The 13,950-nt window shown below is 38.3% G+C and carries 6 protein-coding genes, 2 tRNA genes and 2 pseudogenes; 4 read left to right on the top strand and 6 right to left on the bottom strand.

All coding sequences use genetic code 11. From position 1 onward, the window contains the following. Positions 1-123 precede the first annotated feature (123 nt). Positions 124-197: transfer RNA gene (locus ACFINA_RS08255), tRNA-Gln, on the bottom strand. Positions 198-457: 260 nt separating this feature from the next. Between ACFINA_RS08255 and ACFINA_RS08250 the strand changes: the two genes are divergently transcribed. The 3 genes and pseudogenes from ACFINA_RS08250 to ACFINA_RS08245 form a co-directional block, all read left to right on the top strand. After that, entirely contained in the window at positions 458-847 is a 390-nt protein-coding gene (locus ACFINA_RS08250; RefSeq protein WP_375607407.1) for a VOC family protein, read from the top strand. 233 nt (positions 848-1,080) lie between these two features. Further along, a pseudogene (locus tag ACFINA_RS09825) lies at positions 1,081-1,170 on the top strand (DNA adenine methylase); the annotation flags it as partial. A 922-nt stretch (positions 1,171-2,092) separates the two neighbouring features. Next, a pseudogene (locus tag ACFINA_RS08245) lies at positions 2,093-2,303 on the top strand (DNA adenine methylase); the annotation flags it as partial. Positions 2,304-2,443: 140 nt separating this feature from the next. Here ACFINA_RS08245 and ACFINA_RS08240 read toward each other — a convergent pair. The 5 genes from ACFINA_RS08240 to ACFINA_RS08220 form a co-directional block, all read right to left on the bottom strand. Further along, a tRNA-Gln gene (locus ACFINA_RS08240) sits at positions 2,444-2,514 on the bottom strand. Positions 2,515-2,577: 63 nt separating this feature from the next. After that, positions 2,578-3,336 carry an ABC transporter ATP-binding protein gene (locus ACFINA_RS08235; RefSeq protein WP_375609619.1) on the bottom strand — a complete coding sequence of 253 codons (759 nt, stop codon included), beginning with the start codon at positions 3,334-3,336 and terminating at the stop codon, positions 2,578-2,580. Continuing rightward, entirely contained in the window at positions 3,333-4,283 is a 951-nt protein-coding gene (locus ACFINA_RS08230; protein WP_375607825.1) for an iron chelate uptake ABC transporter family permease subunit, read from the bottom strand. Before ACFINA_RS08230 ends, ACFINA_RS08235 begins: the two co-directional genes overlap by 4 nt. Beyond that, entirely contained in the window at positions 4,276-5,232 is a 957-nt protein-coding gene (locus ACFINA_RS08225) for an ABC transporter permease (protein WP_375607824.1), read from the bottom strand. Before ACFINA_RS08225 ends, ACFINA_RS08230 begins: the two co-directional genes overlap by 8 nt. A gap of 105 nt (positions 5,233-5,337) precedes the next feature. Further along, entirely contained in the window at positions 5,338-6,288 is a 951-nt protein-coding gene (locus tag ACFINA_RS08220) for a siderophore ABC transporter substrate-binding protein (protein ID WP_375607403.1), read from the bottom strand. A gap of 198 nt (positions 6,289-6,486) precedes the next feature. Here ACFINA_RS08220 and ACFINA_RS08215 point away from each other — a divergent pair, with 198 nt between their 5' ends. Continuing rightward, a complete protein-coding gene (locus tag ACFINA_RS08215) occupies positions 6,487-13,497 on the top strand; it encodes an autotransporter outer membrane beta-barrel domain-containing protein (protein ID WP_375615394.1) in 7,011 nt (2,336 codons plus the stop codon). Positions 13,498-13,950 lie beyond the last annotated feature (453 nt).

The raw sequence follows: 13,950 nt of genomic DNA, 5'->3' as shown, positions 1-13,950 counted from the left end.
TTTAAAACTCTTTGAAAAAAAATGAATTGGTACAAAACCTAGTGGCAAAATATACAAAACCTGCTGGCAAGCTACATATACAAAACCTGCTGACAAGCTACAGCTACATACATACAATACAACTGGCTGGGGAACTTGGATTCGAACCAAGATTGACGGAGTCAGAGTCCGCTGTTCTACCATTAAACTATTCCCCAATAAGCCAATTTTACCATTTCTAGCAGATTCTATAGTGTAGGCAAGTGCAAAAAATCTTTAGATTATCAATAATAAAGAGCGATAGGGATATCATTACAATCCCAGTAGTGGCGGCCTCGATATTTTAGCATATAGCAATAAGTGAGTAAAAACATATAAATAGAGCACATCGCGAATGGAAGCATCACAAACTCTTGTTGAAATATCCTCTATATAGGTATAGCCTGTCAGGCAGTTGCTACTAAATCATGGAGAATTAATGAGTAATATTTCCACTTATCCTGTTACCCCAAACCTACAGTTGGTATATGTCTCAAACATAGAGTATTCTACAGCTTTTTATAAATTCATCTTCAAGAAAGAGCCTGTGTTTACTTCGCCACGCTATGTTGCATTTGCTTCTTCGGGGGATGCACTCTTTGCTCTCTGGTCAGGGGGCGATACGCCTGAGGAGAATGTGCCTCGTTTTTCAGAAATCGGCATTATGTTGCCAACAGGAGAGGACGTAGATAAGCTATATGCGGAATGGCAAGAGCAAACCACTGTTGAGATAAATGTTTTGAAGGAACCGTATACTGATGTATTTGGACGTACCTTCCTAATCAAAGATCCGGACGGACACATTATTCGTGTTTGTCCACTGGATTAAAAAGTTTGAGATCCGATCTTTAATCGCCTAAATTATAGTACCTCAATTATAATAATTATCTGTTTCCAAAACCTATAAGCTATGCACGCTAAGAGGCTTACTTGCGGCGCGTGGCTTATTCGTTCGGTGCTGTTCCATTTATATTCAGTCCCACAGCCTGCCTGTTTCCACAGGTGGTCTAATTGGTTTGGAGATCAGTCGGCGTTATTGCATGGCCAGTGATCAGTACTTGTAAAATCATAAAAGCTATCCCTCATCGCACTTATATTGAGCCTTTTATTGGAATGGGAGGAATATTCTTTACAAGGAAATTGATATCTTTATGAAGTTAAAAAGGCATTGTACAAAAACTAATAAAATAAATATATTAAGTGCAATTATTTTATATGAATCCACTTAAGAATCCATACTTTTATGCATGTTTGAATTGATCATTTTTTATATAGGATTGCCATGGATGTATAGATTATAAAAAGCAAATCATGATGCAAATACTATAACGCATGGGTGCATTCAAATGAAATGAAAAGCGGTTATTATTCATAACGTGTCATAAATTTTATGATACGTTTTTAAAAACGCTTGCTAAAAATTTAGTAAATGATAGGCAGGCATTATATAGATACTATCATCACAATGTTATGTCTTATCAAACCGAAAGCATTTCAATGATATAACGCAAGCAAGCGAGAAAAAACGTTTTAAAAGTTACAGTTTAAAAATACAAAACCAAATGAGCTCTCTCAAAATTTGGGGGCACCTATTGAAAAAAAAATGAGGCAGAAAAATTCAAAACCATTGTAACATCTAAGGCATGGGATTTTACTCAATTTTGTGTCAAAAGCTATAATGTTTAAAGATGGCTATTCCAAAGATAATGCTTCCAAAATTGAGTTGATTGATTTTGCCAACTCAAATTTGAGCTGGTTAATTTGCAAAGAAGTTACATTTGAGTGCAAAATGAAAAGATACTTATGAAAGCCTTATTGAGAAGACATTCATTTAAGATGCATTTTCTTTTGATAAGTTTTCATATTTCTAAATAGAGCCCTTGCAATATGATACGTTTTGTATATATGCATTCATTACTCCATTGTGGATGATTCATTTGAATCTTATAATCAATATCTGAAAGCCGCGTCATGTCATTTGGCTCGGCTTTCTTTTTTGAATTCTCTCTTTAGATAGGTTTATAGCTATTAGATAAGGCTTTCCCATAAACAGAGACAGATATACGTGTATTATTATGGAAAGGATTTATTTGCGAGAGGATTACCAGACGATGTTTGCTTTGCTTGTGCAATTAAAGGGAAAGTTTCTTCTCTCTCAATTATGTGCTTCAGATCCGAAAAATCTTTAGCCAATTTAAGATAAAAGGGGTTGGCACATCTTATACATGTGGTTCAAAGAATCCGCACCGGCTCAAGAGCTTATCATCTCAAATTGCAATTTTTAGAGGAAGAGAAAATATGCATTAAAGGGATTTTAAATAACCCTTGAAAGTTTTTGAAGATCCTTTGAAAAAAATAAATTGATGCAAAATCTACTTTCAAATTATACAAAACCCGATGACAAGCTACAATCATTAAATACGGGCTGGGGAACTTGGATTCGAACCAAGATTGACGAAGTCAAAGTCAGCTGTTACACCATTAAACTATTCCCCAATAAGCCAATTTTACTATCCCTAGCAGATTCTACGGTGCATGTAAGCGAAAAAAATTTTATGATTATCGATAATAAAGAGCGATAGGGATGTCATTAATTGTTTTGATTTGAATATCGACATCATAAATGTCTTTAAGAATTTTTGGTTGCATGATTTCTTTTGGAGTCCCACAATAGGCTGCTTTCCCATTTTTCAGTGCAACAATCATATCTGAGTAAGATGAGGCAAAATTAATATCGTGCATAACAATAAGAATGGTTTTTTTCAGTTCATCAGCTGTGCGGCGTAATTGCTTCATCATAGAAACGGCATGTTTCATATCCAGATTGTTTAATGGCTCATCTAAGAGAAGATAATCAGTGTCTTGGCAGATAACCATTGCTATAAAAGCGCGTTGACGCTGACCGCCAGAAAGTTCATCTAAAAAACGGTCTTGTAAATCTTGTAAGTCCAGATATCGTAGTGCACTGTCGATAAATTGTTTATCTTCATGTGTATACCAGCCTTTTGAATAAGGATAGCGCCCAAAACTTACTAAATCATACACGGTTAAACGGAAGGATAAAGGATTATCTTGACGTAAAATTGAGAGTTTTTGAGCCAAAATATCGTGAGGAATTTTATCAATATCAAAGCCGTCAATGTTAATTGTCCCTTGATGGTGCGGTAAAAGACGTCTTATCAGCATTAAAAGAGTTGATTTTCCCGAACCATTGGGCCCAATGAGAGAAATAATCCCCCCTTTTGGAAGATGAAGGCATAAATTATCGATAATCAATCGTGCTCCGTACGCCTTGGAAAGATGATTGATCTCAATCATTTTAATTTTCCCTTCATCAATAACATTAAGAAGACAATACCTCCACAAAACTCAATGATAAAACTTAAACGCCCTGCCATATGAAAAATTTGCTCTAAAATAAATTGTCCCCCCACCAAACAAATAATCGCTAATAATATTGCAATAGGGACAACAACACTGTGTTTTGTTTGAGGAGAAAGTTCATAGGAAAGATTGGCAACTAACAGTCCAAAAAAAGTGACGGGGCCTACCAATGCGGTGGAAATGGATACAAGAATGGAAACAAAAATAAGGACAGCTGTCGCACTTTTGTGGTAATTAACGCCAAGATTGAGAGCATTTTCACGTCCCAAAGCCAAAATATCAAGAAGATGACGTGAACGCCATCCAATCAAACTTACAATGAAGACAATGATTGTGGCAAAGCTTATTAATGACGTATTGAATTTATTAAAATTTGCAAACATGATGTCCGTTAAATTCATCATTTGGTCTGGATTTAATTGCAATTGCATAAACATGCGTAAACTGAAAAAAAAGCCGCCTAAAACAACACCAATTAAAAGCGTCAAGTGAAGCCCTTTTAAGCTTCCTGAAAAGAGCCAGCGAAAAAGACTTGTTGAAAAGATAATGAGAATGAGGGCTTCGAGAATGAGCTGCCCTTCTTCATTCAAAAAGGGCAAAGAAAGAGAGCCTACAAAATACAGCAGGATAGTCTTTATTAAAATATAAAGCTGATCAAATCCCATAAGTGAAGGGGTAAGAAGACGATTGTTAACAATTGTTTGAAACAAAACCGTAGAAACGCTTATTGCATAGGCAATAAGGAGCAGAGAGATAAGTTTTGTAAGGCGAAATGTCCATGTATAAACATTGATATTCCACGCCATGTAAAGACTAATGACAGTACATGCCATGATGATAAGCGTCGTTAATACACATATTGTTGTTTTTTTTCTATCCAAGATGCTTTCTCCAGCGTAAAAGGAGTATTATAAAAATAAAACTACCGATCACGCCCATCATGGTACTGATGGGAATTTCAAAAGAAGGTTGAATGATTCGTCCTAAAAGATCACAAATCAAGACCAATCCTGCGCCGCTGATTGCTACCCAAGGAGCGGTATAGCGCATATTATCTCCCATGAAACTTGAAACAATATTTGGAATAATCAACCCAACAAAAGGAATACGGCCAATGGTACAGACGACAACAGCGGTAATTGAGGCGACAATAAAAAGGCCAAAAAACATGACAACACGATAATTCAATCCAAGGTTATTGGTTAAATCTTCTCCCAAACTTGCAACCGTAAAGCGATCAGCCGTACAATAGGCCAGAATACAAAGGGGAAGGGATAACCATAAAAGCTCATATTTTCCTTCAAGAACCATCGCAAAACTGCCAAATAAGTAAGCTTGAAGAGAAGGAAGTAACATTTCATAATCTGCAATGGCATTGGTTAAAGAGCCAATAATATAACTTAGCATAATCCCTGTAAGGGGGACAATGAGAGCAGATTTTAGAGGAATGCGTTGCAATAAAAACATAAAAAGTAAAGTGCCTGCCATGGCAAAGATTGTCGCAACGACCATTTTTCCTAAAACAGGAACATCGGGCAAAAAAATCATAATAAAAAGAATGCCAAGGGAAGCAGATTCAACGGTTCCGACGGTTGATGGCTCGACAAAGCGATTGCGTGTTAATAGTTGCATAATCATACCTGAAAGTGCAAGTGCTGCGCCTACTAAAATGATTGCAATGGTACGAGGAAGACGCGTTTGCCAAAAAATAAGCCACGCATGGGGATCGGCTGCGAAAAGGTTAGAAGGTGAGACATCAGAATAACCAACAAAAATGCTGAGGATAGACAGGAAAATTAGAAGTGTTATGGTTATCCAGTAATTCTTCACGTTAAATCATTTTCTAACAAAATTTAATAAAAAAACAAAGGTTATTTTATAAACAACCTCTGCTTTTAAATTTTATTTATATAGCAAGCAAGCTCTTTCGTGCGCTTATTTGCTCTTTGTAAAGGCTTCATTGATCTGCTGTGCTGTTTCAATGAGTGCCGTTAAACCACCATTTGCACGATACCAGCTCCAAGAGTCCAAATAAATAATTTGGTTTTGTTTGCTTGCTGTTGTGCGGTGAACAAGCTCATTGTTGAGCAATTGTGCTGCGGATTGTCCTTCCCGCCCAATGGCTGCATCGCGATCAATCACTAACAACCAATCAGGATTGGTTTCAAGAATGAATTCAGGAGAAATGAGTTGTCCATGTTTTTGCACGGTAAGTTTATCGGTTGCAGGGGCAATTCCAAAAGCGGAGTGAAAAATATCGAAACGTGATTTTGGTCCGAAAGCACTGATTTTTCCACCAGAGGTCATGAGTATGAGCCCGGTGCCTTTTCCTTGGGTATTTTTATGGACTTCAGCAAAAGCTTCATTGAGTTTTGCAATTTCCTTTTCTGCTTCTTGTGTTTTGCCAAAAATTTTTCCAAGGATAGACACATTTCGTTTAATATCTTCAAGAGAATTTTCATTTTCTACTGTTAGATCAATTGTTGGAGCTATTTTGGATAAGTCTTTATATTTTGCTTGGGTTCTGGAGGAAATAATAATCAAATTGGGTTGAAGAGTGGCAATTTTTTCATAATCGGGCTCAAAAACGGTCCCTATTCTTTCATATTTTGCATCGTCAAATTGTTGCAGATAGGAAGGTTTTTTTCCTTCAGGAACGCCGATAACTGCTTGGATACCAAGGCGATTCATATTATCTAGCGAGGCAAGATCAAACACAACAACCTTTTGCGGAGAAGTGGGAACAGAAGTCGTGCCTGAAACATGATCAATTGTTATATTTGTCTGGGTACTCGTATTTGCAATACTCGTATGCGTCCACAAAATCGTTGCAAAACTAATTGCAACCAGTAAAACAGAAGTCATCCATTTCATATATTTTATCATCGTGATTTTATCCTTTTATCTAATATTACAAAGGTTTGCGCACTTAAAAACTTAACTTTGGTATTTTTATGCACAAAATGAAGCGTAAATAAATAACACTATGTTGTAAAGTTGACTGACATATGTTACAAATCGTTCACTTACCTCATTTTCACTTAATTCTAGTGTTTTTGCAACATTATTTAGAAAGTTTGACATATGATCAATGTATTTAAAAAGCGTACACGTTTGTACGCACTAACAACAAGTGCTTTCTTCTTTTTACAAGGTGTAGATGTTTCTATGGGGAGTACTTGGTTCTCATCATTCCTTCCTTCATTATCATCATTTACCTCTTTCATTGGAGGGTCGAGCACAGGGGCTATAACACCACCCGGAGGAGTGGAGGCTTCTGGAAGAGCAGAACCTAGAGTCGGTAATCCTGTTGGTAGTGGTTCTGCTCAGCCTCAGCCTCAGCCTCAGCCTCAGGCTCAGCCTCAGGCTCAGGCTCAGGCTCAGGCTCAGGCTCAGGCTCAGGCTCAGATTGTGCCTGTTTTAAATCATATTCGACCTATTAGTGCTTGTCATTCTAGAAAGAATAATATTTTTGTTCCTGGCATGATACGGAATGTTGCAGATAGTAGTGTTCGTGTTGCGAGTGTTGCAGGTGCAGTACCTGGTATTGCGAGTGTTGCAGGTGCAGTACCTGGTGTTGCGAGTGGTACAGGTGCTGTGCCAGGGGTCCCAGGTTCAGGTGTCCTATCTACTCCTAGTTCAAGCGTCTTATCTACTAGGGTGGAAACAGTAGTAAATATGCCGCAAGCAGGTGTACCAGCTGGCTCCAGTGGCTCATTAGCTCTTGTACAAGATACTTTAGGAGGATTAAACACTGTAAGTCAACAAAGACCAGAGGCTATATCAAGTGTTGCGAGTGGGGCAGATACAACGAATCTGCCTGCTATTCCAGGTGTTGGTCCAGGTACTACGTCAAATGATACTTTGAGTGGTATGCCAGGTGTTCCAGGTACAGGCGGTGTATCTACTAGGAAGGCAAGAGCAACAAGAGCAGAAAATGTGGAAGCAAAAGAAGCAAAAACAGCAATAGCAAGTGGGAAGAAAGCACGTGCGGGGCTTGCAGGTGTACCAAGTGGATTAGGAGGAGAGTTGGTTAGAATACTAGATGTTCCAAGAAATGTAGATGTTTGGACATTATTTAATATTCCGAAAAAAAATAGTTTAGCTGAAACATATTTTCCAGTGGGGGAAGAGGCGCTAAGAGTACAAAAAGCGAGTGCAGATGGTCTTATTGGTATGCCAGGTATATCAAGTTTTGTATTGAATTCTTTAACACCTGATAGAGCAGGTCTTTTTGTGCCTGGTGTGAGTGTATCTACACCGGTTGGTGATGGTGTTGGGGCTCTAGAATTTATAGATTCTGTGGAGGCAGGTAAAGGATTGGCTGATTTACTCAATGGTGATCAGCGAATATATGGATCTATTTCCTGTGATCGGTCCGGAGTATATGCTCTAATAGGGGGGACTATTATAGCGGATCAAGGTGAGAGCGCTGTAAATGTGGAATCTCCTCTTGATGATGGGAAAGTAGTTGTTAATTTGGACGAAGTATCCATTGAAAGCATGAATATTGGGAAAGAACTTTCTGAAAGTTTATCTGCAGTGGGTATACAGGATTATAAAGTAGGTATAGAGAACATAGGTAGTTTATATATTCATGATCCGCTTTATGTTGGTGTATATGTCGGAGATTCTGCTTCAAATATGAATGCAGAGGTTAATTTGAAAAACTCAAATATTCAGGGTTTTTTTATTGGGCTTCGGACTGAAGAGACTGGAAAGATCACGATGGTGGGGGGAGGAATCAGAGATGCGTATATAGGTGCTCTTGCTAGTGATAATGGGTGGATTGTTTTAGAGAATGTAGATATTAATGTTAAAAGAATCGGTTTAGTTAGTTTGGGTCCATCCGTTATCGAGATGAGGTCTGGAGCAATTACCGTGAAAGAGGGTGGAATAGGAGTTATCTCTACAAAAGAGGGGACTGTTCTACTAGACGGGACGGTTATCAATGTTGCTGAGGAACCAAAAACTACAGAAGTTGGTACTTCGGAGACGAATATAGGTTTATTGTCACTTGGAGGTACTATTTCCTTTAAAAATGGAAAACTTAGAGCTCCTAATACTGTTGCATTGTTGGTAAGTGATAGCTTTAAGAATAATATCTCTGTAGCTTCTAATAGAGTCTCTGGAGCTTCTAATGGAGTAGAAGCGGAGAGTGAGGATGGCGAGGATACGCAACAGGATTCTGAGGCTGATAGTGATTCTTTCATTGGTGAGGTCATCTCTATTGAAACTAGAGATGGCGCTGTCCTTAATAATATTAGTTCCACGTATTTTGAGGCTTTATTCCCTATAGAGAATTTTTTAGGAAGCGGTGCAGATTCTAGAAGTACTAGTGCACCATCTGGAGCTGGCGCTGGAGATTCTGCAGTGGTGGCGTCTAAACCAGATGCAAACTCTAGGGTTGTCAACTTAATAGTTTCTGATATTCAAAATTCAACCGTTAAAGTGGAAGGTAAGTCTTATGGTGTATTTTTTGGTGATATACCTTCGAATGTGAGGAGAAAAAATGATCAAACGAGTGTGAGACAAGAAAGTGATCAAAATGTAGGTCAAAATCTAGGAGAGGGTGGAATAAAAGATGATGGAGATAGTTTGTATGCAGTTCTTTTGAAAAATACGGTTTTCAGAGTTCCTAATGGTGTGGTCATTTATGGTAACAGTTTGGATGGGTACGTCGTTGTAAAAGATGACTCAACTCTTTCGGGTGATTTAGTGTTGAAAGCTGAAGAGGGATCGCATTTGTCGGTTTTTGTTGAAGACTCTGTCGTCATGGGGGGAGCTCACGTTGATAAAAAATCTCAAGCTAGGCTTTTTCTATCTGGGGGATCAGAGTGGTATTTAACAAAGAATCTGCATAATAGTTTGGAAAATTCAAATACGGGTTGTGTAGATTCATGTCTTTCGTCTATGAATCTTGTAGATAGTAATGTTAGATTTTTTACTTCTTTGAAAAATGAAAATACATCTAATAAAGATATTGAGTATCGAACCCTTCGCATAGGAGATGGGAATGGAACAGTTTATAGTGCTGCTTCTGCCGCTTCTGGTGCTACAATTTACTTCAATGCAAATTTGATGCCTAGCAATACAGAAAATTCTCAAATATCTGACAGATTGTTGATTCATGGTGATGTTTCTGGAAAAACAATGGTAGTTGTGAATGATACTTCTGATGGTATATCACAAAGTCAAGATACACCTCATAGCATTTCAATTATTCAGGTTTTTGGAAATGCAGAGAGGGATTCTTTTAAGCTGAAAGGTGATTATATTACACGAGAAGGGTTACCTTATAAGTATGTTCTTCGTGCTTATGGTCCAACTACTCCTCCGAAAATGCAGTATTTTGATAAGACATTACTTAAAAATAGTAGAAGTGTTTGGGATTTTCGTTTAGAAAATGAATATTTTATACCTCTCGTTTCTGCTTATACTGCTACTGCTAATTTTCAACCTATTTTTAAGGCTAAGCCACTTGTTGCAGTTGATTCTACTGATGCTTCTACTGAAACTGCAATAAATACTAATGCTGACACTGGTGCTGGTGAAGTAAATAGTGAATCCATAACTCCTCCTGTATCTGGGGAATCTACATCTGTAGTCTCTGTTCAAGGCAATTCACTTTTGAGATCTGAAACATCTGACGAATTTTATGAAGATGATGATAACGAAGATTTTACGGAATCTGAAACATCTGAGGTTGTAGTGCATACCTTTTTACCTGTTACTCCATCTCCGTCATCTGTTACTCCTTCTTTATCCAGAAATTTGGCATCTTTAGTACCTCCAAGAGTTAATTTAAGTGGGAGATCTGATACAGGTAGAGGATCTGTAATATCTGCCGATGAAATTTTTGTAACACCTGGGGATCATATTGTATCTAAGAGGCCATCACCTATAAAATCAGCTGCTGCTATGAAGGCTGCTATGAATGCTTCTGTTCCTGTGGTTTCTGAGATAGCTGTTATATCTTCTAATGGAGTTTCTTCTATGAAGTCTTCTACTTCTGAGATATCTGCTATATCTAATGGAGCTTCTGCTGTGCAGCCTTCTGCTCCTGAGATACCTGCTATATCTAATGGAGCTTCTGCTATGCAGCCTTCTGTTCCTGAGATACCTGCTATATCTAATGGAGCTTCTGCTATGCAGCCTTCTACTTCTGTGGTTTCTGAGATAGCTGTTATATCTTCTAATGGGGCTTCTGCTATGAATGCTTCTTCTCCTGTGGTTTCTGAGACATCTGCTGTATCTTCTAGAGCTGTTGGGCGTGTTCTTATGCTTAGTCGTACTGGTAATGGAGATGTTTCTTCTAAGGAAACGGTTTCTTCTACATGTGATGATATGAATAATGGTGAGAAGGGATCACAGACTACTTATTTGTGTAGAGATGGTAAATCGCGGACAATAACAGGGGAGACACTGAAGGTAAGTGATAAAACTCAGCATCCTATGCATGCAATAAATCCAAATACAGTTATCAAGCTAGAGGGAGCCACAATTAGTGGTGCGGATTTTTCTGATAGCAAAAATAATGTTGATTTTAATGAAATATATGCCGTGAGTGCTGTGCTTGCAGAAGAGGGGGCAGAAGTTGTTTTGGATAATAAATCAACAATTCAATCTTCTGTGATTGGGCTTGAAGCGCAAAGTGGCGGGAAGGTTAAGATGATTGGTGGAACAGTAGATGCGCTTTATGTGGGCGCTTTGGCGGGTTCTGGATCATCTGTTAATTTAAAGGATACGAAAATTAACGTAACGGGGGATTTAGCTGTGGCTGGTTTGGCGAGTCAGGCTGGTGAGGTAACTATGGACTCTGGAACGGTTATGCTGACAAATGGAGTGGCTGTGAGATCAGAAGCGGGGGGACGTGTAAGATTAAACAAAGTTAATATTACTGCGAAAAAAGAAGCAGGAAAGTCGAATTCTACAGAGAAATTTGGACGTGCAGCTTTTTTGGTGAGTGATAATGCTTCTGTTGATTTTAAGAACGGAAATGTTGTTACTGATGCTCATGCTTTGTGGATTATAAAGTCTGATGATAATGTGGTTGAGACCGGCTCTTCTAGGAGAAGGAGATCTTCTGACGTTCGTCCTACTATGAATTACGTAAATATCGAGTTTTCTACTGTTAAAGTGGAAGGCGACGGAGTCTACGGCATATATTTTGATGGGGGAACACAGAAGGAAGCGAGTCAACAAAATCGAAGTCAGAATCTAGAAATTGCGCAAACAGGCGTTGTTAAGCGGAGCGTTGTATCCAAACAGGAGAATACACCTATAGGCGTAACGGGGACAGTTTCGTTGAAAAAAACTGATTTTCAAGTTGCAAATGGTATAGCTATCTATGGTAATAATTCTGGTGGTCATGTTTCATTAGAAAATAAAACAACTCTTGCTGGTGACTTGTTATTAAAAGCCGAGAATGATTCGAACATATTGGTTTCAGTTGATAGTTCTATTGTTACAGGCGGTGTTCGCGTTGATAAAAATTCTTATGCAAAATTAGACTTGGCTAATAATTCACAGTGGATTCTAAAAAGAAGTGCACAGAGGAATTTAGGAACTCTAGATTCAGGATGTGTGGATTCATGCATTGCTTCTGTAAGTCTTGTAAATAGTGCTATTGATTTTGCACCTTCGGAATCTGAAGGCAAATATCAGACTCTCCATATTGGAAATGGGAAAGGAACAGTTTATGCGGCACAGGGTAATGCTGTAATTCATCTCAATGCACGTTTAAATCCTCGTGATCCGAGTGATCAGCAAGTCACTGATCGGCTTGTCATTCATGGTGATGTTTCTGGAAAAACAAAAATACATGTACGAGGTGATGCGGGCAATGCAGGAGATGGTAAAGCGAATGCCAAGATTGCTCATAGTGTTTCAATTATTCAGGTTTATGGTCAAGCGAAGAAAGACTCTTTCCAACTCGATGGCAATTATGTTGCACTGAGAAACTCACCTTACAAATACACCCTTCGTGCTTATGCTCCAGAAGCGACTTCGAAACAGGAGCATGTTCAGCAGAAATTTGTTAAGGATGGTGGAGAATTTTGGAACTTCCGTCTAGAAAATCAGTATGTTAAGTCTGTTGGATCTGCTGCCCTTCCTGCACAATTTGTAAGGTCTGTTGTTCCACAGGTTCCAACTTATCTCAGCTTGCCTAATAGCGTATTCCACGCTGGTTTGATGGATATTAGCAATCAAAATAAGCAATTGGAGACGTTGCGGATGACTTCTACAGGAATGGTAGAGGTTCGTGAAAATCCTGCTTTATACTTGCGCGGCTATGGTGGAAGTTACCGTTATACTTCAGATCTGTCCGCACTTGAATATGGTTACGGAGGTGATCTTAGTTATAATGGTGTAGAGGCAGGTGTTTTGCTGCAAACTATTGAAAATGCTGATAGTGCTATATCCTTTGGCGTTATGGGAACTTATGGAAAACTTTCTCTGCAGCCTGTGAATGTTGAGCACAGTCAGAAGAGTGCATTTGATAAATGGACTGCTACGGTATATGGTAGCATGCAGCATAATGTTGGCTTCTATGTTGACGGTCTTTTATCCTATGGTCTGTTCAAAGGTGATGTTCTCACCCTTGCACGGGGTAAAACAGCAACATTAAAAGGTAATCCTTTGAGTGTTTCTTTAGCTGGTGGTCAGACAATTATGACAGGATATAAGGGCTTTGTCTTTGATCCGCAGGTTCAGGTTGTGTATCAACATCTCCAGTTTAATAAGGCCCGTGATATCGACAATTTTAATATTGAAATGGGTAACCTTAATCAGTGGGTAGCACGTGTTGGTGGACGTTTAACCAAGATTCCTACAGGTTCTGAAGGCGTGAATGCTGTTGCTTTCTATGGTAAGCTTTATCTTGCTCATGGTTTTGAAGGAAAACAGTCTGTGCATTTCAATGATGCTTTCAAGTTAGGAGCTTTTGGTTCTTCTCTAGAGGCTGGATTAGGTTTTAATGCCAAATTGTTGCCACAGTTCTCTCTGCATGCTGATATTCTCTATCAACATAAGCTTAATAAGGCTGGTTTTTCGGGAACAAGTTTTTCCGGAGGAATACGTTATCAGTTTTAATATAAGGTACACTATGTACCTTTTTAGAAAAGGCAGCACATTGTGCTGCCTTTTTTCTTTGTAACAACTTGTGTTGTCTTTAAAAGATTTTCGTCTTCTTGATTGAGCAAAAAAAACATAGTTTTTTTGTGTATGAGAGCACTTTTCTCCGCTAAAGCGAATTTTCTTAAAATTTATGCTGCTACTGATGCGATAGAGTGCTTCGCTTTTATCGGCTTTTTAAGCGTTCAGCAGAATGGTATGCATTACGTTATCCTTTTTAGTACTGTATTGATATTATCTAATATAATATTTGATGTTTTCTAAAGCTCGTTTTTGAGAGTTTGTTTTTTACGGATTTAAATCATTGTTTCATTCATCTCCTTGTGGATTAATTTTTAAAGTTCACAAGGCTAGATTGTGTTTTTAATTAATTGCACGCACTGGTTTCATTTTTTCTTTACACGAAATACA

This window comes from Bartonella sp. AC10YNML (assembly GCF_042196825.1).
Classification (GTDB): Bacteria; Pseudomonadota; Alphaproteobacteria; order Rhizobiales; family Rhizobiaceae; genus Bartonella.
Note: the sequence above shows the minus strand (reverse complement) of the source record. Positions and strands in the feature narration are given on the sequence as shown.